The following is a 22752-nucleotide window of genomic DNA, read 5'->3' on the forward strand; positions in this document are numbered from 1 at the left end:
CCGGCTACAAGGTGAGGGTGCTGGTCACCAGCAGTTGCTCCAGCTCGGCGCTGGTCATGGGCTTGCCGTAGTGCCAGCCCTGGCCATAGTCGGCACCCATCGCCTTGACGATTGCGGCCTGCTCGGCATTCTCGATGCCTTCGACGATCACCGCCAAATCCAGCTCCCGTGCGATCTTGATGACCAGCGGTACAATGGTGGTGCGGACGCCGCCGTGCTCGATGTCGGTGATGAAGCTCTTGTCGATCTTGAGGGCGGTACAGTTCAAATCCCGAACTTCCGAGAAGTTTGAGTAGCCGGTGCCGAAATCATCGATGGCGATCTCGAAGCCCTTCTGTCGCAGCCAGTCCAGGCTCTCCTTGGAAGTCTCCGAATCCAGCTGCTGGTCTTCGGTGATTTCGAAGGCCAGCTTCAGCCGGGTTTCCGTGATCCAGGGCATGATCGAGAGCTTGCGCACTTCGCCCGAGGAGATATCGCCCGGATACAGGTTGATGTTGACCTTAAAGCTGTCCGGGATGGCGATGTGGCTGGCGAGCTCCCGCAGTGCCTTGCCTACCATCTGCACGGTAAATTGCCAGCTGCGTTGCTGGCGATAGATTTCGGGAACGAACTCGTGAGGAAGGAGTTCGCCGTGGGAGTCCCGGAATCGGGCCAGTACTTCGCAACCGCCTATCCGCTGGCTGTGGAGGTCAATCACCGGTTGGTACACCGGGTAGAAGTGATCGCTGGTCAACCCGCGCCGCACCCGGTTGGCGAGGGAAAAGCGGCGTTGCAGACCCAGGAACGTCATCCCGGTTACTCCAAAACCGAGGCCGGTGCCGGCCACCACCAGCAACAGCGGGAAGGCGATGTTGCGGGCCAGCAGGGTCAGGTTGTCGGCCTCTATGACGGCGCAATAGGCGTAACGCGCGCTGCAGGCCTCCGCATAATGAGTTGAGAGCGTGGCCGCCGTCCGCGCCTCGCCGAGACCGCGATAGAGGCCATCCTGACCATCGGTATGCTGGTAGCCGCCAGCAGCGGGCACGAACACCAGCTGCCAGCGAAACGGCGGCGTGATCAGGTTGCGGACCCGGTTGGAATCGAACACGACATTGAAGTTGCCTCTCTGGGCCATGGGGGCGCTGATCTGTTCGTCGAACAGCACCAGACTGGCCTGGGTCCAAAGCCGGTTACCGGCCTTGTCGATGAAATCCCAGGGCTGTTGGCGATACGGCGTGTCCAGTTGGTTCAGGCTGGTGGAGCAGATCAGGTGGTCGTCCGTGACGAAACCGATTTCGTTGATGTGGCTGGCCAGGAACAGCTCCTTGCGCATCAGCGTGAGCAGCTCCTCGGTGCATTCCTCCCGGTTCAGGGCATTCATCCGATCCAGGATTGCATCACCTTCCACGATGGCCTGCTCCACCGTCTCCAGCAGGCGCAGGGCACTTTGTTCCTCCTCGTCCAGCACGTAGGACGACAACAGCTTCACAGCAATGAGCGCAAAGGCGATGAAGCCCACGGCCCCGGCAACCAGGGCGAGCAAGAGGTCACTGCCTTGAACAGCGGGAGAACGTTGCGGCATGGCCTGAAGTGCTCCCCGTACGCCGCCCTACATCGGGGTCGCGGGTGGCGCGCGTAGTAAAGGTCTGAAATGGCAGACTGTGGGTTGAGTGTAGATCAGATCCGGCTGCTGGGCCTCTGTCGCCGGTTAGCGGGGAGAGCATCATGCTGCCGATGTCCGCCGGCCTCTAAATCATCCGGAGCTTCCCGGCGAACGAGTGCCGGCCTTCAGACCTTCACCCTGCAAGGCCGCTCTGGCTCTGATCCTGGTTTGGAAAGAACAGTACAGCTATGCCTTAATGCTGGTATCACACATTGCAGCGGTTGGCATGGGGTATATTGGCGGCTCCAGAACTGACCGCAAGGAGCTGAAAATTGTCCAGAGCAACGGTAACTCAGGATCACCTGGTCAAGAGTGATCATAGTCAGGTAGAAGCTGCGTTTGAGGTATACAAGCGCGGCTATCTTACCGGCTACAGCGCCGCGAAAAGGGTGTATGCGCGGGGTGACTTTATCTACTTCATGGGATTCTCGGGCGTTTCATTCGCGCTGGGCATGTTGGTTACTTCGATTAAGTTCTAGTTGCTTGCTCACGGCTTCACATTAAGCGTATAGTATCACTCAGTGATAGGTAAGGAATCGCAGTGGTAGAGGAAGATCCAGGACTTGAAAACCTGCTGGCCCTCGATGGCCAGATGTTCGCTCCCAAGGAAGGCTACCTGCTGAAGTTTGAGGTCAAGCGAGTCGACCCGACACCGGAGCGCCCCCACGGCATCAGTTACAGCCTGACGGTGCATGACAGCAGCGGTGAACGGATCTACGGCATGGACAACGCCCACAGCGTCAAGGTGGGCAAGTCCGGGCACCGGGGCCGGGCCACCGAGTTTGATCATGTGCACCAGGAAGGCCCCAAGGGCAAGGTGAGGCCCTACCACTACACCGACGCCCAAACACTGCTCGACGACTTTTACAAGGCAGCCTGGCGCTGCATGGGAATGGAGGGTGAATGATGGAACCCCTGAAAATCGGCATCATGTCCAGCGAGGATTACCGCGCCATGACGCTGGATGTCGTCGCTGGCAAGCGCAAGATGGACCCGGACGCGCCCAAGGTGTGGGTGGCGTCCATGAAGGTGCTGGGCGGCTTGCTGGATGATAAGAACCTGCGGCTGCTCAAGCTGATTCGCGAGCGCCACCCGGATTCCATCGCCGCGCTGGCGAAGATGGCCGGGCGGGAGCCCAACAACGTCAGCCGCACCCTGAAGAACATGGCGCGCTACGGCATCGTGGGCCTGGAGAAGCACAATCGGATGGTGCGGCCGGTGGCCAAGGCGTCCGATATCCAGGTGCAGATCGCGGTTTGATCAAGAAGCTGGCCAACGGCCGCTACCTGGTGGACATCCGGCCGGGGTCCGCCTACGGCAAGCGCATCCGTAAGCGCTTCGACAACAAGAACGAGGCGCTGCGCTTCGAGGCCTGGGCCACCACCCAGGCCATCCAGGAGCCAGACGCGCCCTGGAACCCCAAGCCCCTGGACCGCCGCACCCTGTCAGACCTGGTTACGCTCTGGTACCAGGTCCACGGCCAGCACCTGCGCGACGGCGAACGCCGCAAGCGCACCCTGGAGGCGATGGCCGCGGAACTGGGGGATATGCCGGCCCGGGATCTGAAGCCGGCGGATTTCCTGCACTGGCGCGACAAGAAGGCCAAGAAGGGCGCCCAGCCCAAGACCCTGAACAGCCTGCAGGGCTACTTCGGCTCGATGTTCAACGAGCTGGCGCGTAACGACCTGATCGACTACTCCAGCCCGATCGGCAAGGTGCGGCCGATCCGCATCCGCGAGCGGGAGCTGGCCTATCTCCTTGAGGACGAGATCCAGCAGCTGCTCGACACCATCAAATCGACTTCAAAAAATAAACACGTCCACCTGGTTACCCGGATCTCGCTGGCCACCGGCGCCCGCTGGAGCGAGGCGGAAGGGCTGACGGCGCGGAACGTGCGTAACGGCCGGGTCTACTTCACCGACACCAAGTCCGGCAGCAACCGGGCGGTGCCGATCGCCCCGGCCCTGGAGCGGGAGATCCTGGCCCACCTGCAGGAACACGGCAGTTTCGGTACCAGCACCATCAGCGCCTTTCGCCGCGCCCTGGAGAAAACCGACATCGAGCTGCCGGCCGGCCAGCAGGCCCACGTGCTGCGCCACACCTTCGCCAGTTACTTCATGATGCAGGGCGGCAACATCCTCACCCTCCAGCGCATCCTCGGCCACGCCTCCATCACCATGACCATGCGCTATGCGCACCTGGCTCCGGACCACCTGGAAGACGCCACCAAATACAACCCGCTGGCCGTCATTGGACACAAGTTGGGCATTTCGGAAGAATTGGACACCCCTGAAAACGCGAAAACCCCTGACGAATCAGGGGCTTCCGGTTCTTGCAAGATGGTGGAGACGGCGGGGATCGAACCCGCGTCCGCCAGCACTCTGCCTTGAGCTCTACATGTTTAGCATCCTTCTATTGATTTAACCTCAAACGACCCGAAGGTCAGGGTGTAAGAGGCGATCTCTTTAAATCTTAGCCGCTAGCCAGTGAGATCTGATTAACGGAGCATCCTATTAGCGATGACGTCCTGGGATGTTGCTACTGAGTTATAGGCATCTCAGCCAGGACGACTGGCAGGCCCTTAGGCCGCCAGTGCGTAGTTTTCGTCGTTTGCGACTATTAAATTGCAGCTTTGGATTTACGAGATTGGCTGCCATCTCGACATGCACCCAAGGGTTCGCCACCAGCGTCGAAGCCATGTCGTCCCCTTACAAGAGAAGTATATGTGGGCTGTCTGGCGAACTTCAAGGGAAGAATGGTTTATTTCGGGGGCTGAGGGCCAAGGCGATGCGGTTGTTACGCTGCATCGCCTTGGTTCAGGGTTGTCGGTTAGCTGGCGGCCAGGCTGGATTGAAGTCCCTCTTCCTGCCCGGCAAGCTCGGCGAGCTTGCCAAAGTGTTCGTGGAAATAGCTCATGATCGCCTGGGGGTCCGCGCGGATGCTCTTGTCCACGCTGATACCGAACTGCACCGTGCCGGCGTAGCTGAAGATGCTCATGCCGATCCCGATGTCGCCGCTCTGGGGGACCCAGAACATCGGTTGCATCAGGCGAGCCCCGGCCAGGTAGACTGGCTCCTTGGGGCCGGGCACGTTGGTGAGGACGGCGGATGCCTTATGGCTGAGCATGTTCAGGGCACGGCGTTCGAGAATGTCCGGGCCGCGGCCGAACAGATCCAGCAGGCTATAGGTCACCTGGGCCTGGTAGGAGCGTTTGAGCCGGTTCATGTTCTCCTGAGTCTGGCGGAACCTCATGATTGGGCAGTGTACGTCAACCGGCAGGGAAACCAGTACCAGGCCGAATTTATTGCCCAGCTTTTCGATGGGCTGGTTCAGCGGTCGAAGGTTGAACGGCACCGCCACCCGGATGCCGCAATCGGGGATGGGTTCCCGGGCCTCGACAAAATGCTGGTGAATGGCGCCGGTGGCGACGCTGAGCAAGACGTCATTGATGGTGCCATTCAACGCCTGGGCGCAACGTTTGACGTCGGCCAGATCCAGCGGCGTGGCCCAGGCCACCCGCTTGCGACCGCTGAGCGGGTTTTTCAGGCTGGTCGGCGGTTCGTCCTTTGCCAACCCGAGTTTCAGGCAGTCGATGGCGATGTTGCTGGCGGTGTGGGCCAGTTTGATCGGGTAACCTTTTTCTTCCCGCAGTGATTGCAGAAACAGACGGGACTGGTCGACGGCCACCTCGCCGCTGCTGCGAATCCGTTGCCACGTCCGGGCCAGGCGGGAGGGCCGTGCCGGATTATAAGAGCGCAGCGGGGAAATCTTGTGGACCTTGGCGTCCGGGGTGCTGTCGGTCAGGGACAGCAGCACGCGAACCAGGGAAATGCCGTCGGCAATGCAGTGGTGGATGCGGACCAGTAGGGCGCAACCGCCGTTGTAGTGATCAATGTAATGCAGCTGCCAGAGCGGCCGGTTGAAATCCAGGGGGGTGCTGTTGACGTCGCTGACGAGGCTCTGCAGGTCTTGCAGTGTGCCCTTGCCGGGTAGGGCGATGGGGTGGATGTGGTTGTCGAGGTCGAATAAAGGATCGTCTTCCCAGTAACTGCGCTCGCCCCGCTGCACCACGCGCTGGCGGAAGCGGCTAAAACACAGGAAGCGTTCCGAGAGTACCCGCTTCAGGCGGTTGATGGGTATGGCCTGGTCGAAGCTCAGCACCGCCGAAATCATCATGGGGTTTTCGACGCTTTCCATTCTTAGCCAGGAGCGGTCGACGGCCGACATCGGTGTGGTTGAAGGTTTCATGCATCCCTCCCTCTTGTCCGTGAGTCAGAGGTGAAGCGACGGAAAATCCGATGCAGGTACGACCGAAAAAGTGCTCGCTACCACCCAATGAGCTAACGAGTATAGGACGGGAAATCGAAGGTGGAAAGTCGTTGCAATTGCTATCTAAGTTAACTTTTGTTAGGAACTGCTAGCGTCCCTCATAATCCGTTGTTTTTGCCGGTCCCAGTCCCGTTCTTTCTCGGTTGCCCGTTTGTCGAAAAGTTTCTTGCCCTTCACCAGCGCGATTTCGCACTTCACCCGGTTTTGTTTCCAGTACAGCGCGAGCGGGATACAGGTATGACCGGTCTGATTGACCTGGCCCACCAGTCGGGCGATCTCCTTGGCGTGCAGCAACAGCTTGCGGGTGCGGGTCGGGTCGGCTATTACATGGGTGGATGCGGTGTTCAGCGGCATGATGTGGGCGCCCAGCAGCCAGGCCTCTCCGTCCTTGAGCAACACGTAGGCATCGGTAAGCTGGCCTTTGCCTGCGCGCAGTGATTTGACCTCCCAGCCGAGCAGGGCCAGGCCCGCTTCGAAGCGTTCCTCGATATGATATTCGTGCTTGGCTTTCTTGTTGAGGGCAATGGTGCTGCTGGTGTTGCCGGTCTTTTTATTGCTCTTGCTCATGTAGGCCTTGGGTCCGAGGGTTGCGGTGGCAGTCGGAAGCGTTTGCCCGCCGATGGAGCGCGCATTGTAGCTCAGGAGTGCCCGTTCGGTCACGATTTCGGCGTTCGCCGGAACCTCAGAGGTGTGTTTGCCGTTGGATTGGTTACAATGACGATCCAACGTCAGACAGGGTACGGAATGCCTACTCCATACGAAACCGCCATCGGCTCGTGGACCCGCCGCTCAACGTTTTTTTGGGCCGCCACCGGCGCCACCGTGGGGCTCAGTAATCTGTGGCAGTTTCCCTATCTCGCCGGGCAGCACGGCGGGGGCCTGTTTATCTTGCTCTACCTGGCCTGTCTGCTGCTCGTAACGTTGCCGTTGATGCTCACCGAATCGGCCCTCGGTCGCCAGTCTCGCCATGGCATCGTCTTGGCGATGGACGGGTTTGTACGCCAGGGGCGGCTGTCGCGATGGTGGGTCTGGCTGGGCCGGCTGAGTATCGTGTCGGCGTTTGTGGTGCTGTCGTTCACCGCAGTGATCGGCGCCATCGCGCTGGCCTACATCTTCCATGGCGCCCTGGGCCGATTCAACGGCGCAGACGAGCTCAGGGCCGCAGAGCTGCTCTCTGGCCTGGTGGCCGATCGCAACAACTACCGCCTGTTCATGGGCTGGCATGCCTTCTTCCTGTTGTTGGTGGTATGGATTTCGGTTCAGGGGGTCGTGGTGGGCCTGGAGCGCGCTTTCCGGCGCGCGGTGCCGGGGCTGTTTGTGCTGCTGCTGGGGTTGCTGTTGTATGGCGCCGAATACGGCCAGTTGGGCCGGGCGGTGGACTACCTGTTGGTATTCCGGCGCGAGAACCTCACCTGGGACAGTCTGCAGGCGGCGCTGTTCCACGCCTTCTTTACTCTGGGGCTGGGCATGGGGGTATGGGTCATCTTCGGTGCCTACATGCCTAATCAGACGCCTCTGAAGCGGTCGGTCTTCGGGGTGGTGCTGATGGATACCCTGTTCGCCATCATCGCTGGCCTGTTGATCTATGCGCTGGTTTTCGCTCGTGCCCCGGGCGCGGGCGAGCAGGGCTTTGGACTGCTGTTCATGGCGTTGCCGCTGAGCCTGGCGGACCTGCCCGGCAGTCAGTTTGTGATCGCTGCCCTGTTTTTGATGGTGGTGCTGGTGGCCTGGACCACCTCGGTCGCGCTGCTTGAGTCCGTGGTCGGCTGGTGCCAGGAGTGGATGGGTTCACCGCGGGTGGCGACGGTGCTGGTGATGGCGACCTTGGTGTGGCTGGCGGGCCTGGCGTCACTGTTTTCCTTCAATATCTGGGCCGACAAAACCGTTATTGGCGGTACGGTATTTCGATGGCTTGAGCTCATTGTCAGCGGTCTGCTGATTCCGCTGGTCAGTATTCTGCTGGCGCTGTTTGTCGGCTGGGCATTGAGCCGGCCGGTGGCGTTTGGGCTGATCGGGCGGGCACCCTGGCTGATCGGCCGGATCTGGTTCTGGGTGATGCGTCTGGTGCTGCCCCTGGTGGTGGCCTATATCGGCGTCAATTACAGCGTCGACTCGCTGCAGGACCTGTGCGGCAACGACCGGGAAGCGGACCTGTGCCGGCCCATCCATGCGCTTCCGTCGCGAATGGGCGAAAGCGAACGGCTGCCGGAGGCAGCGCCCAGCGATATCGACCCGCAGGTGTCGCCGCCGGAACCGGGGGCAGCGGACGAGGAGCCGCCTCAGCGGGGCGTAGAGACTGAAGAGGGTGAAGGGGGTGAAGAGAGCGACAAGGAGTCGGCGCCAGCGCCGCCCGGACAGGGTGTCGATAAGAAAGATAACCAAAGTGCTCCGGAAATCCTTTATCATAGCGCCTAGGTCGCCGCTGAATAACTCGTGGATCGCCGTTGGTTCTGCATGCCCCGAGGGGCGCGCAGAGACGGTTCAGGAATTATTCAGCGGCTCCCTGGCTTTATGCCGGGCCTGATGAGCCGTCGTCAGGAGCGGTGAAAAGCAAGCGTCTGTTGAACCCTCGTTGTGTATCAGGAAGTCCCGTTCCCATGCCACACCAGATTGAAAAAACCGCGCTGGTCTTGCATTCCGCCGAGCGGATGTTTCAGCTCGTAAATGACGTGACCCGCTACCCGGACTTTCTTCCCTGGTGTGCCGGTGCCGAGATCCATGAACAGTCCGATGCTGAGATCATGGCGTCGCTGGACGTGGCCAAGGGTGGCGTGCGCCACCGCCTGACCACGCGTAACCAGCTGACTGCGCCGGAGACCATTGATATGACGTTGGTGGACGGGCCGTTTCGCGATTTGTGCGGTCATTGGCGGTTTCAGGCGCTGGACGTCAATGCTTGCAAGGTGATCCTGAAGTTGGAATTTGAATTTTCCGGGTCGCTGGCACGGATGACGTTCGGCACGGCGTTCAGCCAGGCGGCCAATACCATGGTGGATGCGTTCTGCCGTCGGGCAGACGAGGTGTATCGGGGGCAGCGGGTATGATCGAAGTGGAAGTGGCTTACGCGACGCCGGAAAAGCAGGAGATTCTCACTGTCTCGGTACCGCCGGAGACAACCGCGTTCGACGCGGTGTTGCGGTCTGGCATCATCGAAGTATTTCCGGAGATCGATCCGGAAGCAACCGACATGGGGATTTTCGGCAAGGTGATCAAGTCGCCGAAAACGGAGTTGGTTCGAGAGGGCGACCGGATCGAATTGTACCGGCCGCTGAAGATCGATCCCAAACAGGCCCGACTGAATCGGGCCAAGAAGAAGTAATGTCAGAGCGGGTCAGTAGGCGGGGGTTTCGGGCAGTAGTTCCGCCTCGTAATGGCTGTAGTGGCCATTGTCGTAAACTACGGTGATCCGTTGCTGCTCGATGTCCTCGCCGCGGCGCTGAAACGTATAGATATAGTGCTCGCGGGCATTGTCGGTGGGATTGATCACCGAGGGTGAGCCGAGAACGGAATGAACCTGGCGTCGGGTCATGCCCGCGCTGAGTTGATCCAGCTCTGCCTGGGACAGAATACTGCCCTGCTGAACGTTTATCTTGTAGACGCCGGGGAAAACGCAACCGGCCAGGGACAGTGCCAGTACAAGTGCCGCGAGCTTTTGCATCGGTGGGGGGATTCCTCTATCGTGAAGCGCCTGCCGGGGCAGGGTGACGCGGATCAATCGATTGAATGCGGCTTCATCATACCGGAAGCCGGAAGTACACCAAAGAGCGAATAGCAAGATGTCATCTGAAAATACCGAATTGCGCAAGGTCGGCCTGAAAGTCACGTTGCCGCGGGTGAAAATCCTCAGCATTCTGGAAAGCTCGGAAGAGCACCATCTTAGCGCCGAGGATGTGTACAAGAAACTGCTGGAGCAGGGCGACGATGTGGGGCTGGCGACGGTGTATCGGGTGTTGACTCAGTTCGAGGCTGCCGGCCTGGTGCTGCGGCATAACTTTGAAGGTGGTCACGCGGTGTTTGAGATGGCCACCGACGAGCATCACGATCACATGGTTTGCACTCAGACCGGTGAGGTGATCGAGTTTTGCGATCCCGTGATCGAAGAACGTCAACAGAAAATTGCCGAAGAGCACGGCTTCGAAATTGTAGACCACAGCCTGACGTTGTACGTCAAACCCCTCAAGTCTTGAGGCTCCCGTGAGCCGGGTTCGCGGCAGATAAAACTCGCGTCAGCAAACCCCGCAAGCCAGCAAAAAAAGGGGCGGGCAAATGCCCGCCCAGGCGGCTCTCGGAGTCGAGAGGGGAAAGTGTTCTCGGTATTGGCTATGCTGTTGGCTGGTGTCAGTGGTGGGTAGCCTGACCCTTACTGACCATCTCCCGGGCGTGGGCCAGGGTCTGCTCGGTCATGTCCACGCCGCCCAGCATTCTGGCCACTTCATTGACCCGTTCCTGGTCGCCCAGCGTCTCAATGCGTGAAAAGGTGGCGTCCCGCTCGGTAAATTTGCTGACAAACAGGTGCTGGTGACATTGCGCCGCTACCTGAGGCAGGTGTGTCACGCACAGCACCTGGCCATTTTCGCCCAGAGCCCGCAATAGCCGGCCGACCACCTCGGCGGTACCGCCGCCAATGCCCACATCCACTTCGTCAAAGACCAGCGTCGGCGTGGTGGAGGTTTGTGCCACTACGACCTGAATGGCCAGGCTGATTCGTGACAGTTCGCCGCCGGAGGCCACCTTGGCCAGTGGACGGGCGGGTTGTCCCGGGTTGGCGCTGACCAGGAATTCAACCTCTTCCAGTCCCTGGGCTGCGGGTTCGCCGTCGGCGCTGGGGCTGAGGCGAGTGACGAACTGGACCGAGGGCATGCTTAGTTGCTTGAGTTCTTCGGCGATCCGTTGGTCCAGCTGCTCTGCCGCAGTGCCGCGGGCGTGGGACAGTTCCTCGGCCAGCACCATGTACGCCTGCCGTTGCTGATCCAGTTCTGCTTCCAGTTGTTCCAGGCTGTCCTCGCCGCCGTCGAGGGCGGCCAGCTCCTGGCTAAGCGCCTGGTGTAGAGCCGGTAATTCCTCCGGTGCGATCCGGTGTTTGCGGGCAAGCTGATAGAGCGCGCTGAGGCGTTCCTCCACTTCTGCCAGGCGGGCCGGGTCGGCGTCGTAATCCTCCGCGAAGCGGAGCAGGTTGTCGCCGGCCTCCGCGGCCTGGATCTGGGCCTCGCTGAGCATCTGAATGGTGTCGTTCAACGCCGACACCTGGATGGGCAGCTGTTCCAATTGATTGAGGGCCTGACGCAGCAGGCTGGCGGCGCTGGTCTCATCCTCGCTGCACAGCATGGCGGCCTGGTGGCAGTTGTGGCGCACCGTATCGGCGTGGCTGAGCTGTTCCTGCTCGGCTTCCAGCTGCGCCTGCTCGCCTTCCGTCAGTGCCAGCCGGTTGAGCTCCTCCACCTGGTAGCGCAGCAGTTGCAGGCGGGCTTCGGCTTCGTCGGCGTTCTGCTGGCGCTCGTTTAAGCGTTCGCGGGTCTGCTGCCAGCTCCGCCAGGCTGCGCGGGTGCGATCGGCCAGTGCCAGGGCGCCGGCGAATTCGTCCACCAGCTTGCGGTGGGTATCTTTGCGGAGCAGGGACTGATGCTGGTGTTGGCTGTGGATGTCCATCAGCAGGGCCCCAAGATCCTTGAGGTGACCCAGGGGGCAGGGCTGGCCGTTGATGTAGGCGCGGGAGCGGCCGTCCTTGCTGACGGTGCGGCGCAGGATGCAGTCGCTGTCGTCATCCAGTTCGTGGGCCTGCAGCCATTGTTGGGCGTCGCGGATGCGGGAGACGTCAAAGGAGGCGGTGATGTCGGCCCGTTTGGCGCCGTGCCGGACCGCGCCGGCATCAGCCCGGCCGCCCATGGCCAGGCCGAGGGCGTCCAGTACGATGGATTTGCCGGCACCGGTCTCGCCGGTCAGCGCGGTCATGCCGCCCTTGAATTGCAGTTCCACCCGCTCGGCAATGGCATAGTTGGTCACGGTCAATTGGGTCAGCATGGTCGCTCCTTTTTTCGGGCCGGCGCGTGTGGGGCCAGCGCGTGTTCGGGGTGTTGCGTGTTCCGGTCTGCGATTACGCGTATGGCGCAGTACTGTTCGTGCATACAGGTGCTGTGAATATATACAGGGATTTTTGCGTTTGCAAATGTTGATTTGAGGGGTAGGGACGGTTGAAACCGCAAAATCGAGCCCCATATCGAAACGCAAGTCCATCAACCCCCGGCGCACGTTGACCGGGGTGCCAATTGATTGAGGCCCGTATCCGGGCTGTGTGAATGTAAAGCAGGAGTGGCTAATGAGCGCTGACGAAAACCGCAACGAACAGGTGGAAGAAGAGCTGGCCCAGGAAGCGGAGGCGTCGGTTACCGAGCCCGAAGCGGCCGAGCCGGCGGAAGAAGCGGCTGAGGAGGCGGTTGCCCCAGAGGATGAGGTCGAAGCGCTGAAGGCGCAGGTGCAGGAGGTCAAGGACCAGATCCTGCGCACCCAGGCCGAAATGCAGAACGTTCGCCGGCGTGCCGAGATCGATGTGGAAAAGGCCCACAAGTTCGCGCTGGAAAAGTTCGTCAAGGAGTTGCTGCCGGTGGCCGACAGCCTGGAGAAGGCGGTTGAAAGTACCGAGACGCAGGACGCGGATGCGCCGATGGTGGCGTCGATCCGGGAAGGGGTGGGAATGACCCTCGACCTGCTGCTGGGGGGTATGAAGAAATTCAAGGTCGAACAGCTTAACCCGGTGGGCGAGCCGTTCGATCCGCAACGCCATGAGGCTATGTCCATGGTGCCGGCGCCGGATGCCGAGCCCAACAGTGTGGTGGCGGTCATCCAGAAAGGTTACACCCTGAACGAGCGTCTGGTGCGTCCGGCCATGGTGGTGGTGGCCAAGGCCGAAGACGCGCCAAAAATTGATGAGCAGGCTTGAAAACGTCGAATAGGCGCCAATATAGGCAGTAAACGGGTGGCGCGCCGGGGCTCTGAGGCCCGGAACAGCAGCAAGCCAATTGCCGGAACCGAATCAAGAAATCGAATTGGAGTAAATCAATGAGCAAAATTATTGGTATCGACCTTGGAACCACGAATTCCTGCGTGGCGATCATGGATGGCGAAAAGGTTAAGGTCATCGAGAATGCCGAAGGCGATCGCACCACCCCGTCCATTATCGCCTACACCGACGACGGTGAGACCCTGGTAGGCCAGTCTGCCAAGCGCCAGGCGGTGACCAACCCGAACAACACCCTGTACGCCATCAAGCGTCTGATCGGTCGCCGCTTCGAAGACAACGTTGTCCAGAAAGACATCAAAATGGTTCCGTACACCATCGCCAAGGCCGACAACGGTGATGCCTGGGTTGAGGTGAAAGGCAAGAAGATGGCGCCGCCCCAGGTGTCTGCGGAAGTGCTGAAAAAAATGAAGAAAACCGCCGAAGACTACCTCGGCGAGAAGGTGACCGAGGCGGTCATCACCGTGCCTGCGTACTTTAACGACAGCCAGCGCCAAGCCACCAAGGATGCCGGCAAGATTGCCGGGCTCGACGTTAAGCGGATCATCAACGAGCCGACCGCGGCCGCCCTGGCCTATGGCCTGGATCGGCAAAGCGGCGACCGCACCGTGGCGGTGTATGACCTCGGCGGTGGTACTTTCGACCTCTCCATCATCGAAATTGCCGATGTGGACGGCGAGCACCAGTTCGAGGTACTGGCCACCAACGGCGATACCTTCCTGGGCGGTGAAGACTTCGACCTGAAAATCATCGAATACCTGGCGGATCAGTTCAAGAAAGACAGCGGCATCGACTTGCGTGGTGACTCCCTGGCCATGCAGCGCCTGAAAGAAGCCGGCGAAAAAGCCAAGATCGAGCTGTCCAGCAGCCAGCAGACTGATGTCAACCTGCCGTACATCACGGCTGATGCCAGTGGTCCCAAGCACATGAACGTCAAGCTGACTCGCGCCAAGCTGGAGTCACTGGTTGAGGATCTGGTCCAGCGTAGCCTGGAGCCATGTAAAGTTGCCTTGCAGGACGCCGGCATGAGCGCCAGCGAGATCGACGAGGTCATCCTGGTGGGTGGGCAGACCCGCATGCCGCTGGTTCAGGAGAAGGTGAAAGCGTTTTTCGGCAAAGAAGCCCGTAAGGACGTGAACCCGGATGAGGCGGTTGCCATGGGTGCGGCGATCCAGGCTGCGGTACTGTCCGGTGACGTTAAGGACGTTCTGCTGCTGGACGTCACCCCGCTGACGCTGGGTATCGAAACCATGGGCGGTGTGGCCACGCCGCTGATCGAGAAGAACACCACCATTCCGACTAAGAAGTCGCAGGTGTTCTCCACCGCGGACGATAACCAGACCGCTGTGACCATTCACGTGGTACAGGGTGAGCGCAAGCAGGCGGCCCAGAACAAGTCGCTGGGGCGGTTCGATCTGGCCGATATTCCGCCGGCACCGCGTGGCGTACCGCAAATCGAAGTGACCTTCGATATCGATGCCAACGGTATCCTGCACGTGTCCGCGAAGGACAAGGCAACTGGTAAGGAACAGTCCATCGTGATCAAGGCGTCCTCCGGTCTGAGCGAGGATGAGATCGACAAGATGGTGTCTGACGCCGAGGCGCACGCCGAGGACGATCGTAAGTTCGAGGCGCTGGTGCAGGCCCGTAACCAGGGTGATGCCATGGTTCACACGGTGCGCAAGACCCTGGCTGATGCCGGCGACAAGGTGACTGAGAGCGAGAAAGAGGCCATCGAAACCGCTATCAAGGAGCTGGAGGAAGCGCTGACCGGCTCCGACAAGGATGACATCGAAGCCAAGACCCAGAAGCTGACGGAAGTGTCTTCGGAGCTGGCTCAGAAGATGTACGCCGAGCAGGCTCAGCAGGCCGGTGCTCAGGACGCCGGTGGCGCCCAGCCCGAGGTGGCTGACGATGCGGTTGACGCCGAGTTTGAGGAAGTGAAGGACGACGACAAGCGCTAAGTTTTGGCGCGGTTGACGTCTGAAAAACGCGGGGAGTGGGCTCCTCGCGTTTTTCCTCGTTTAGGGGGTTGCGCTAGAATGGCGCGCGACCCCGGTTGTGCTGCTGCTTGACCGTCCTGTTGGTTGACAGTGCCGGTGGCTGGCAGTACTCGATAATGACGGTACTTGAGGGTTGGCAGTGCTGACGGGTTGTCAGCGCTGATGAGTTAACGAAGTTCAATGCTTCCGGGCAGCTCCGGGAGCGCCAACAGGGTTCATAGCATGGCCAAGCGTGATTACTACGAAGTTCTCGGTGTGTCCCGAGAGGCGGACGAGAAGGAAGTCAAGCGAGCGTACCGCAAGCTCGCCATGAAGTATCATCCCGACCGTAATCCGGACGATAAAGACGCCGAGAACAAGTTCAAAGAGGCCAGCGAAGCCTACGAGGTGCTTGCGGATGCCCAGAAACGCAGCGCCTACGATCAGTTTGGTCATGCCGGGGTCGATGGTCAGGCCAGCGGTGGATTTGGCGGTGGCGGTGGCAGCTTCTCCGACATCTTCGGAGATGTCTTCGGCGACATCTTTGGCGGCGGTGGCGGCCGCGGTGGCCGCAACACCCGGGGCGCCGACCTGCGTTACACCCTGGAGCTGGATCTGGAGGAGGCCGTCAAGGGCAAGACCGTAAAGATTCGCGTGCCGGGCCATGTCGAGTGTGGTTCCTGTGACGGCTCTGGCGCCGAAAAAGGTTCTTCCCCCGAAAGCTGTGGCACCTGTCACGGCATGGGCCAGGTGCGCATGCAGCAGGGCTTCTTTACGGTACAGCAGGCCTGTCCCACCTGTCGCGGTTCCGGTCAGGTGATCAAGAACCCCTGTAAGGTCTGTCACGGTGCCGGCCGGGTTCAGGAAGAGAAAACGCTGTCGGTCAAGGTGCCGCCGGGTGTGGATACCGGCGATCGGATACGGCTTTCCGGCGAAGGCGAGATGGGGGTGGACGGTGGTCCGCCAGGGGATCTTTACGTGCAGATAGCGGTTCGAGATCACGCCATCTTTACCCGTGACGGCCGTAACCTCTATTGCGAAGTGCCCATCAGTATTGTGGATGCGGCGTTGGGTGGCGAGCTGGAAGTGCCCACGCTGGACGGACGGATCAAGTTGAAGATTCCGCCCGAGACCCAGACTGGCAAGTTGTTCCGGCTGCGTAACAAGGGCGTTAGCCCGGTGCGAGGCGGTCCAGCCGGTGATCTGCTGTGCCGGGTGATCCTGGAAACGCCGGTCAACCTGACCAAGCGCCAGAAGGACTTGCTTGAGGAATTTCAGAAAACCCTGGACGGCAGTAACGGTACCCATCACGCTCCGAAGAAGACTTCCTGGTTTGAAGGGGTGAAAAACTTTTTTGACGAAATGAAATTCTGAGGACGGAACCGATGCGGGTAGCAATTATTGGCGCCGCGGGGCGCATGGGCAAGGTATTGATCGAGGCGATCGACGATGCGGACGGTCTCGAGCTGGGAGCGGCGGCGGTTGAGCCGGGCAGCAGTCTGGTGGGCGCCGATGCGGGCGAGGTGGCGGGCATCGGCAAGCTGGGCGTGACGATGGTCGACAACTTGTCGGCGGTCCGGGACGCGTTTGACGTGCTCATCGATTTCACCTTTCCGGACCTCACTCTGGAGAATGCCGAGTTCTGCAAAACCCACGGCAAGAGTATGGTGATCGGCACCACCGGACTGACCGCTGCTGAAAAGGAGCAGTTGGCCCTGGCGGCGGAGTCGGTGCCGGTGATGTTCGCGCCCAATATGAGTGTGGGTGTCAATGTCGTGCTCAATCTGCTGCGTACAGCGGCTGAGGTGCTGGGCGACGATTACGATGTTGAGATCATCGAGGCCCACCATCGCCACAAGAAGGATGCGCCTTCCGGCACTGCGCTGCGCATGGGCGAGGTGGTGGCGGAGGCCTTGGGGCGTGATCTTCAGGAGTGCGCGGTGTATGGTCGGGAAGGATTCACCGGTGAGCGTTCGCAAAAGGAAATCGGCTTCGAGACCATTCGCGCCGGTGACGTAGTGGGTGATCACACGGTGCTGTTCGCCGGCATTGGGGAGCGCATCGAAGTGACCCACAAAGCCAGTAGCCGGATGACTTTCGCCAAGGGCGCGGTACGGGCGGCCAAATGGCTGGCTGACAAACCCCCTGGGCTGTACGACATGCAAGACGTGCTGTCGCTGAAGAACTAGCTCGTTGGTATTTGTCGTGGACAGTTTGCTCCTGAATTTTTATAATGGGGCGATTTAACTGCACCAAGCGTAGCTTACACATTGCTAGCAACAAGAAAGCGGGACGGGGCCTTTTGCTCCCTCTCGCTTTTTTGCGACCTGATTTTGCGCTTGCGCTCCTGTTCGTGACGTTGGGGGCTGGACCCGCTGCCGATTGACCATAACGGCGGCACCAGGCCCGATTCGGAACTGACGATACGCCACTCGATGAGGATACAAGCCTTGAGTACTCAAAACTTGAGAACCCCAGCAATCCTGGCTCTCGCAGACGGAAGCCTGTTCCACGGTATCGCCATTGGCGCCGAAGGTGAAACCAGTGGAGAGGTGGTGTTCAACACCGCCATGACCGGCTACCAGGAAATCCTGACGGACCCGTCCTATGCACGCCAGATCGTAACCCTGACCTATCCTCATATCGGCAGCACCGGTGTTAACGAAGAAGATGTGGAGTCGGATCGAGTCCAGGCCGCTGGCCTGATCATCCGCGACCTGCCGTTACTGGCCAGCAACTGGCGCAGCCAGGGGCGGTTGGACGATTATCTTAAGTCCAACAACATCGTCGGCATTGCCGGCATTGATACCCGTCGCCTGACCCGCATCCTGCGGGACAAGGGCTCCCAGAACGGCGCGGTGGTGGCCGGTGCCGATGCCACGCCGGAGCGTGCGCTGGAGCTGGCGAAGGCTTTTCCCGGCCTCAAGGGCATGGATCTGGCCAAGGAAGTCACCTCGGAAAAGGTCTGGCAGTGGAGCCAAACCGAATGGGATCTGGAGACCGGCTACGGCGAACGCAGCGAGTCCCGCTTCAAGGTGGTGGCCTGGGACTATGGCGTCAAATTGAACATCCTGCGCATGCTGGCGGCCCGAGGCTGTGACATCACGGTGGTGCCCGCCACCACACCGGCATCCGAGGTGCTGGCGATGAAGCCGGACGGTGTCTTCCTGTCCAACGGCCCGGGCGATCCAGAACCCTGCGATTACGCCATTACCGCCATCCGCGAAGTGCTGGAAACCAATATTCCGGTGTTTGGCATCTGCCTGGGGCACCAACTGTTGGCCCTGGCCAGCGGCGCCAAGACCGTCAAGATGGGGCATGGCCACCATGGTGCCAACCACCCGGTGCAGGACCTGAAAGACGGCACGGTGATGATCACCAGTCAGAACCACGGCTTCGCGGTGGACGAAACTTCCCTGCCAGACAACATCGAAGCCACTCACAAGTCGCTGTTCGATGGCACCCTGCAGGGCATCCGTCGTACCGACAAGCCGGCTTACAGCTTCCAGGGTCACCCGGAAGCGAGCCCTGGGCCCCACGACGTGGCGCCGTTGTTTGATGAATTTATCCGGTTGATGGAAGCGGCCGGAAACTGATCCGGATTTCGCAAACGAATTGACCACCAGAGCGCCGTGTTTTGCGCTGCAAGAATTTAAACGTTGCTGACAGGTTTACCAAGACATGCCAAAACGTACCGACATACAAAGCATTCTGATCCTGGGCGCAGGCCCTATCGTGATCGGGCAGGCGTGCGAGTTTGACTACTCCGGCGCCCAGGCCTGTAAGGCGCTGAGGGAAGAGGGTTACCGAGTTATCCTGGTGAACTCCAATCCGGCGACCATCATGACCGATCCTGCGATGGCCGATGCCACCTATATCGAGCCGATCACCTGGAAGACCGTCGCCAAGATCATCGAGAAAGAAAAGCCGGACGCGCTGCTGCCTACCATGGGTGGTCAGACCGCGCTGAACTGCGCGCTGGACCTGGAGCGTCACGGTGTGCTCGCCGAGCACGGCGTGGAAATGATCGGTGCCAACGCCGATACCATCGACAAGGCCGAGGACCGCAACCGGTTCGACAAGGCCATGAAGTCCATCGGCCTGGAATGTCCCCGTGCCGAGATCGCCCACACCATGGAAGAAGCCTGGCAGGTTGCCGGGCGTATCGGCTACCCGTGCATCATCCGGCCATCGTTTACCATGGGTGGTTCCGGCGGCGGTATCGCCTACAACAAGGACGAATTTGAAGAGATCTGCCAGCGTGGCCTCGACCTGTCGCCCACCAACGAGCTGTTGATCGACGAGTCGCTGATCGGCTGGAAAGAGTACGAGATGGAAGTTGTCCGCGACAAAAACGACAACTGCATCATCGTCTGTGCCATCGAGAACTTTGACGCCATGGGCGTTCACACCGGTGACTCCATTACCGTGGCGCCTGCGCAAACCCTCACCGACAAGGAATATCAGATCATGCGGAACGCCTCGTTGGCGGTCCTGCGTGAGATCGGCGTGGAAACTGGCGGGTCCAATGTTCAGTTCGGTATTCACCCCGACACTGGTCGTATGGTGGTCATCGAGATGAACCCGCGGGTGTCCCGTTCCTCGGCGCTGGCGTCCAAGGCCACCGGCTTCCCGATTGCCAAGGTGGCGGCCAAACTGGCCATCGGTTACACCCTGGACGAACTGCGCAATGAGATTACCGGCGGTGTCACGCCGGCGTCTTTCGAGCCCAGTATCGATTATGTGGTCACCAAGATTCCCCGCTTTACCTTCGAGAAATTCCCGCAGGCAGATGCCCGTCTGACCACTCAGATGAAATCCGTCGGCGAGGTCATGGCCATCGGTCGGACCTTTCAGGAGTCGATGCAGAAGGCGCTGCGGGGTCTCGAGGTGGGCTCGGATGGCTTCGAGCCGAAGGTTGATCTGGCTACCGAGGATGGTGTCGAGACTCTGATCCGTGAACTGAATCAGCCAGGTGCCGAGCGGATCTGGTACATCGGTGATGCCTTCCGCAAGGGTATGACGGTGGATGAGGTGTTCCAGCACACCAAGGTGGATCCCTGGTACCTGGTGCAGATCGAGGACATCATCCTGGAGGAGCAGGCGCTGAAGTCTGCCGGCAAGGCCGACATCGACCGCGACTCCCTGTTCCGGCTGAAGCGCAAAGGCTTCTCGGACGCTCGCCTGGCCAAGCTGTTGTCGATCTCCGAAGACAGCGTGCGCAAGCTGCGTGAGGATCTGGGTGTGCGCCCGGTGTACAAGCGGGTGGACACTTGTGCCGCCGAGTTCGCCTCCAACACCGCGTATATGTACTCCACCTACGAGGAAGAGTGCGAGGCGCAGCCGTCTGAGCGGGAGAAGATCGTGGTGATCGGTGGTGGTCCCAACCGGATTGGCCAGGGCATCGAATTCGATTACTGCTGTGTTCACGCTGCCCTGGCGATGCGGGAGGATGGTTACGAAACCATCATGATCAACTGTAATCCGGAGACGGTCTCCACCGACTACGACACCTCCGATCGGCTCTACTTCGAGCCCATCACCCTGGAAGACGTGCTTGAGATCGTCCGGGTTGAGCAGCCCAAAGGGGTGATCGTTCACTACGGTGGTCAGACCCCGCTGAAACTGGCCCGCGGCCTGGAAGCGGCCGGCGTGCCCATCATCGGGACCAGTCCGGACGCCATTGATCGCGCCGAAGACCGCGAGCGGTTCCAGCAGATGATTTCCCGTCTGGGGCTGTTGCAGCCCAACAATGCGACTGTTCGCAGTCACGAAGAGGGTGTGCTGGCTGCCCGTGAAATCGGCTATCCACTGGTGGTGCGGCCGTCCTACGTGCTCGGTGGTCGGGCGATGGAGATTGTCTACAACGAGGAAGAGCTGGTGCGCTACATGCGCAATGCGGTGCTGGTGTCCAATGACAGCCCGGTGCTGCTGGACCACTTCCTCAACGCCGCCATCGAGGTGGATATTGATGCCATCTGTGACGGCAAGGACGTGGTGATCGGCGGCATCATGCAGCATATCGAGCAGGCGGGTGTGCACTCCGGCGATTCGGCGTGTTCGCTGCCGCCGTACACCCTGCCGCAAGATGTCCAGGACCAGATGCGCGATGCCGTGCGCAAGATGGCCATCGAGCTGGAAGTTGTCGGGCTGATGAACGTACAGCTGGCCTGGCAGGACGGTGAAATTTATGTGATCGAGGTCAATCCGCGGGCTTCCCGCACGGTTCCCTTCGTGTCCAAGGCCATTGGCGAGTCGCTGGCCAAGATTGCAGCCCGCTGTATGGCCGGCAAGTCACTGGCGGAGCAGGGCTTCACCAAGGAAATCGTGCCGTCGTACTTTGCCGTGAAAGAATCGGTGTTCCCGTTCAACAAGTTCCCGGCGGTTGACCCGATTCTGGGGCCGGAAATGAAGTCCACCGGTGAGGTCATGGGGCTTGGCGATACCTTTGATGAGGCCTTTGCCAAGGCCGCGCTGGCCGTGGGTGAGCGGTTGCCGGAGCAGGGCACGGCGTTTATTTCGGTGCGTGATGTCGACAAGGGCGGCGCCGCTGCCGTTGCCAAGGAACTGATTGCGGCCGGCTTCAAGCTGATTGCCACCACCGGCACCGCCAACGCGCTGCGCGAGGCGGGTGTTGAAGTAGAGCGGGTCAACAAGGTTCGGGAAGGTCGTCCGCACATTGTCGATGCCATCAAGAACGGTCAGGTGCAGTTGATCATCAACACCACGGAAGGGCGTAAGGCCATTGCGGACTCGGCTCAGATCCGTCAGTCGGCCTTGCAGTCCAAGGTGACCTACACCACGACGCTGGCAGGCGGTGATGCCCTCTGTCGCGCCATTAATTTTGGTCCGGAGCGGACGGTTCGCCGCCTCCAGGACCTGCACGCAGGAAAGTAAGTTATGACAACTCGTGTACCTATGACCAAAGCTGGTGAAATTCGTCTCCGCGAGGAGCTGCAGCAGCTGAAAAGCGTCGAACGGCCTAGGGTGATCGAAGCCATCGCGGAGGCCCGCGAGCACGGCGATCTGAAGGAGAACGCCGAATACCATGCAGCGCGGGAACAGCAGAGCTTTATTGAAGGGCGCATCCAGGAGATCGAAGGCAAGCTGTCGTCTGCCCAGGTCATTGATGTGACCACCATGGAAAACACTGGCAAGGTGGTGTTTGGGGTGACGGTTCAGCTGCTCAATATCGATACCGAGGAGCAGGTGAAGTACCAGATCTGCGGCGAGGATGAGGCCGATATCAAGGCTGGCAAGATTTCCGTGTCCTCTCCCATTGCCCGTGCCTTGATTGGCAAGAACGAAGGCGATGTGGTGGCTGTACGTGTGCCGTCGGGCACCGTGGAGTATGAAATCGAGGAGGTCGAGCACCTTTAAGGTGCTCGACGGCCCGCTTGCTGCGAGCGGGCGTCTAAAAGAAAACCGGCATCAGGGGCTCCGATGCCGGTTTTTTTTGCGCTGTAGTGATCAGGAGCGATTGCGCAGCAGGTTCGACAGCTTGGGGTTGGGCTTCTTGGCGCGACGCAGGATGACCGCGATCTTGCCAATGGTCTGCACCAGCTGGGCGCCGGCCTGCTGGCACAGGGCGTCAATGGCGTCCCGGCGGGCATCCCGGTCCGGGTGGGCGACCTTGACCTTGATCAGTTCATGGTCATTGAGGGCGCGATCCAGCTCCTGCTGGAGGCCCTCGGTCAGCCCCTTGTCGCCGATGATGATCACCGGTTTGAGGTTGTGGGCGATTGCCCGGTACTGGCGGCGCTGTTCAGGCGACAGGCTCATGATGA

Annotated in this window: 20 protein-coding genes and 1 other RNA gene; 14 read left to right on the forward strand and 7 right to left on the reverse strand. The window is 60.4% G+C overall.

Translation table 11 applies throughout. From position 1 onward, the window contains the following. Positions 1 to 4 precede the first annotated feature (4 nt). On the reverse strand, positions 5 to 1561 hold the full coding sequence (locus N6L25_RS07655; RefSeq protein ID WP_271979214.1) for an EAL domain-containing protein: 1557 nt from the start codon (positions 1559 to 1561) through the stop codon (positions 5 to 7). Positions 1562 to 2183: 622 nt separating this feature from the next. On the opposite strand from N6L25_RS07655, the gene N6L25_RS07660 reads away from it, so the two are divergent. From N6L25_RS07660 to N6L25_RS07670, 3 genes are read left to right on the forward strand one after another with little or no spacing between them, the layout of a single operon-like run. Further along, entirely contained in the window at positions 2184 to 2549 is a 366-nt protein-coding gene (locus N6L25_RS07660; protein WP_271979215.1) for a toxin-antitoxin system TumE family protein, read from the forward strand. Continuing rightward, complete coding sequence (locus tag N6L25_RS07665; protein ID WP_271979216.1) at positions 2546 to 2902, forward strand: HVO_A0114 family putative DNA-binding protein; 357 nt, start codon at positions 2546 to 2548, stop codon at positions 2900 to 2902. The genes N6L25_RS07660 and N6L25_RS07665 overlap by 4 nt, the downstream gene beginning before the upstream one ends. Continuing rightward, a complete protein-coding gene (locus N6L25_RS07670; RefSeq protein ID WP_271979217.1) occupies positions 2899 to 4032 on the forward strand; it encodes a phage integrase in 1134 nt (377 codons plus the stop codon). The genes N6L25_RS07665 and N6L25_RS07670 overlap by 4 nt, the downstream gene beginning before the upstream one ends. Here the strand turns inward: N6L25_RS07670 and ssrA are convergent. From ssrA to smpB, 3 genes are all read right to left on the reverse strand, one after another. Next, positions 3983 to 4350, reverse strand: a transfer-messenger RNA (tmRNA) gene (gene ssrA / locus N6L25_RS07675). The two genes, N6L25_RS07670 and ssrA, sit on opposite strands and share 50 nt — an antisense overlap. Positions 4351 to 4471: 121 nt before the next feature. Then, a complete protein-coding gene (locus tag N6L25_RS07680; protein WP_271979218.1) occupies positions 4472 to 5890 on the reverse strand; it encodes a WS/DGAT/MGAT family O-acyltransferase in 1419 nt (472 codons plus the stop codon). A gap of 159 nt (positions 5891 to 6049) precedes the next feature. Beyond that, complete coding sequence (gene smpB / locus N6L25_RS07685) at positions 6050 to 6538, reverse strand: SsrA-binding protein SmpB (protein ID WP_271979219.1); 489 nt, start codon at positions 6536 to 6538, stop codon at positions 6050 to 6052. A gap of 177 nt (positions 6539 to 6715) precedes the next feature. On the opposite strand from smpB, the gene N6L25_RS07690 reads away from it, so the two are divergent. From N6L25_RS07690 to N6L25_RS07700, 3 genes are all read left to right on the forward strand, one after another. Then, positions 6716 to 8386 (forward strand): sodium-dependent transporter, encoded by a 1671-nt coding sequence (locus N6L25_RS07690; RefSeq protein ID WP_271979220.1) that lies wholly within the window; start codon positions 6716 to 6718, stop codon positions 8384 to 8386. 182 nt (positions 8387 to 8568) lie between these two features. Next, positions 8569 to 9015: a type II toxin-antitoxin system RatA family toxin gene (locus tag N6L25_RS07695; RefSeq protein ID WP_271979221.1), complete on the forward strand. Its 447-nt coding sequence runs from the start codon at positions 8569 to 8571 to the stop codon at positions 9013 to 9015. Next, a complete protein-coding gene (locus tag N6L25_RS07700) occupies positions 9012 to 9290 on the forward strand; it encodes an RnfH family protein (RefSeq protein ID WP_271979222.1) in 279 nt (92 codons plus the stop codon). The genes N6L25_RS07695 and N6L25_RS07700 overlap by 4 nt, the downstream gene beginning before the upstream one ends. A gap of 12 nt (positions 9291 to 9302) precedes the next feature. Here the strand turns inward: N6L25_RS07700 and N6L25_RS07705 are convergent, their stop codons facing one another. Beyond that, a complete protein-coding gene (locus N6L25_RS07705) occupies positions 9303 to 9629 on the reverse strand; it encodes an outer membrane protein assembly factor BamE (protein WP_271979223.1) in 327 nt (108 codons plus the stop codon). A gap of 118 nt (positions 9630 to 9747) precedes the next feature. Between N6L25_RS07705 and fur the strand changes: the two genes are divergently transcribed. Further along, positions 9748 to 10158 carry a ferric iron uptake transcriptional regulator gene (fur, locus tag N6L25_RS07710; protein WP_271979224.1) on the forward strand — a complete coding sequence of 137 codons (411 nt, stop codon included), beginning with the start codon at positions 9748 to 9750 and terminating at the stop codon, positions 10156 to 10158. A 151-nt stretch (positions 10159 to 10309) separates the two neighbouring features. Here fur and recN read toward each other — a convergent pair whose 3' ends face one another. Further along, the gene (recN, locus tag N6L25_RS07715; protein ID WP_271979225.1) at positions 10310 to 11989 is read right to left on the reverse strand and encodes a DNA repair protein RecN; all 1680 of its coding nucleotides are present in this window, start codon (positions 11987 to 11989) and stop codon (positions 10310 to 10312) included. A 295-nt stretch (positions 11990 to 12284) separates the two neighbouring features. On the opposite strand from recN, the gene grpE reads away from it, so the two are divergent. The 7 genes from grpE to greA all read left to right on the forward strand — a co-directional run bounded on the left by grpE (position 12285) and on the right by greA (position 22345). Beyond that, positions 12285 to 12905, forward strand: a complete 621-nt coding sequence (gene grpE, locus N6L25_RS07720; protein WP_271979226.1) for a nucleotide exchange factor GrpE — start codon at positions 12285 to 12287, stop codon at positions 12903 to 12905. Between the two features lie 119 nt (positions 12906 to 13024). Continuing rightward, a complete protein-coding gene (gene dnaK / locus N6L25_RS07725; RefSeq protein ID WP_271979227.1) occupies positions 13025 to 14947 on the forward strand; it encodes a molecular chaperone DnaK in 1923 nt (640 codons plus the stop codon). A gap of 261 nt (positions 14948 to 15208) precedes the next feature. Then, a complete protein-coding gene (gene dnaJ / locus N6L25_RS07730; RefSeq protein WP_271979228.1) occupies positions 15209 to 16339 on the forward strand; it encodes a molecular chaperone DnaJ in 1131 nt (376 codons plus the stop codon). Positions 16340 to 16350: 11 nt separating this feature from the next. Further along, the gene (gene dapB / locus N6L25_RS07735; protein ID WP_271979229.1) at positions 16351 to 17154 is read left to right on the forward strand and encodes a 4-hydroxy-tetrahydrodipicolinate reductase; all 804 of its coding nucleotides are present in this window, start codon (positions 16351 to 16353) and stop codon (positions 17152 to 17154) included. A 276-nt stretch (positions 17155 to 17430) separates the two neighbouring features. Continuing rightward, the gene (gene carA / locus N6L25_RS07740; RefSeq protein ID WP_271979306.1) at positions 17431 to 18561 is read left to right on the forward strand and encodes a glutamine-hydrolyzing carbamoyl-phosphate synthase small subunit; all 1131 of its coding nucleotides are present in this window, start codon (positions 17431 to 17433) and stop codon (positions 18559 to 18561) included. 85 nt (positions 18562 to 18646) lie between these two features. Further along, complete coding sequence (carB, locus tag N6L25_RS07745; protein WP_271979230.1) at positions 18647 to 21862, forward strand: carbamoyl-phosphate synthase large subunit; 3216 nt, start codon at positions 18647 to 18649, stop codon at positions 21860 to 21862. 3 nt (positions 21863 to 21865) lie between these two features. Further along, positions 21866 to 22345 carry a transcription elongation factor GreA gene (gene greA / locus N6L25_RS07750; protein ID WP_271979231.1) on the forward strand — a complete coding sequence of 160 codons (480 nt, stop codon included), beginning with the start codon at positions 21866 to 21868 and terminating at the stop codon, positions 22343 to 22345. Positions 22346 to 22435: 90 nt separating this feature from the next. Here the strand turns inward: greA and yhbY are convergent, their stop codons facing one another. After that, a complete protein-coding gene (gene yhbY, locus N6L25_RS07755) occupies positions 22436 to 22747 on the reverse strand; it encodes a ribosome assembly RNA-binding protein YhbY (protein WP_271979232.1) in 312 nt (103 codons plus the stop codon). Between the last annotated feature and the right edge of the window lie 5 nt (positions 22748 to 22752).

Source organism: Marinobacter sp. SS21 (genome assembly GCF_028369065.1).
Taxonomy (GTDB): domain Bacteria; phylum Pseudomonadota; class Gammaproteobacteria; order Pseudomonadales; family Oleiphilaceae; genus Marinobacter.

Bases quoted from the DNA above. Each gene is read 5' to 3' on its own strand.
- N6L25_RS07655 (WP_271979214.1), bottom strand. From the start codon at position 1,561: ATGCCGCAACGTTCTCCCGCTGTTCAAGGCAGTGACCTCTTGCTCGCC.
- N6L25_RS07665 (WP_271979216.1), top strand. From the start codon at position 2,546: ATGATGGAACCCCTGAAAATCGGCATCATGTCCAGCGAGGATTACCGC.
- N6L25_RS07680 (WP_271979218.1), bottom strand. From the start codon at position 5,890: ATGAAACCTTCAACCACACCGATGTCGGCCGTCGACCGCTCCTGGCTA.
- smpB (WP_271979219.1), bottom strand. From the start codon at position 6,538: ATGAGCAAGAGCAATAAAAAGACCGGCAACACCAGCAGCACCATTGCC.
- N6L25_RS07690 (WP_271979220.1), top strand. From the start codon at position 6,716: ATGCCTACTCCATACGAAACCGCCATCGGCTCGTGGACCCGCCGCTCA.
- N6L25_RS07695 (WP_271979221.1), top strand. From the start codon at position 8,569: ATGCCACACCAGATTGAAAAAACCGCGCTGGTCTTGCATTCCGCCGAG.
- N6L25_RS07700 (WP_271979222.1), top strand. From the start codon at position 9,012: ATGATCGAAGTGGAAGTGGCTTACGCGACGCCGGAAAAGCAGGAGATT.
- N6L25_RS07705 (WP_271979223.1), bottom strand. From the start codon at position 9,629: ATGCAAAAGCTCGCGGCACTTGTACTGGCACTGTCCCTGGCCGGTTGC.
- fur (WP_271979224.1), top strand. From the start codon at position 9,748: ATGTCATCTGAAAATACCGAATTGCGCAAGGTCGGCCTGAAAGTCACG.
- recN (WP_271979225.1), bottom strand. From the start codon at position 11,989: ATGCTGACCCAATTGACCGTGACCAACTATGCCATTGCCGAGCGGGTG.
- grpE (WP_271979226.1), top strand. From the start codon at position 12,285: ATGAGCGCTGACGAAAACCGCAACGAACAGGTGGAAGAAGAGCTGGCC.
- dnaK (WP_271979227.1), top strand. From the start codon at position 13,025: ATGAGCAAAATTATTGGTATCGACCTTGGAACCACGAATTCCTGCGTG.
- dnaJ (WP_271979228.1), top strand. From the start codon at position 15,209: ATGGCCAAGCGTGATTACTACGAAGTTCTCGGTGTGTCCCGAGAGGCG.
- dapB (WP_271979229.1), top strand. From the start codon at position 16,351: ATGCGGGTAGCAATTATTGGCGCCGCGGGGCGCATGGGCAAGGTATTG.
- carB (WP_271979230.1), top strand. From the start codon at position 18,647: ATGCCAAAACGTACCGACATACAAAGCATTCTGATCCTGGGCGCAGGC.
- greA (WP_271979231.1), top strand. From the start codon at position 21,866: ATGACAACTCGTGTACCTATGACCAAAGCTGGTGAAATTCGTCTCCGC.
- yhbY (WP_271979232.1), bottom strand. From the start codon at position 22,747: ATGAGCCTGTCGCCTGAACAGCGCCGCCAGTACCGGGCAATCGCCCAC.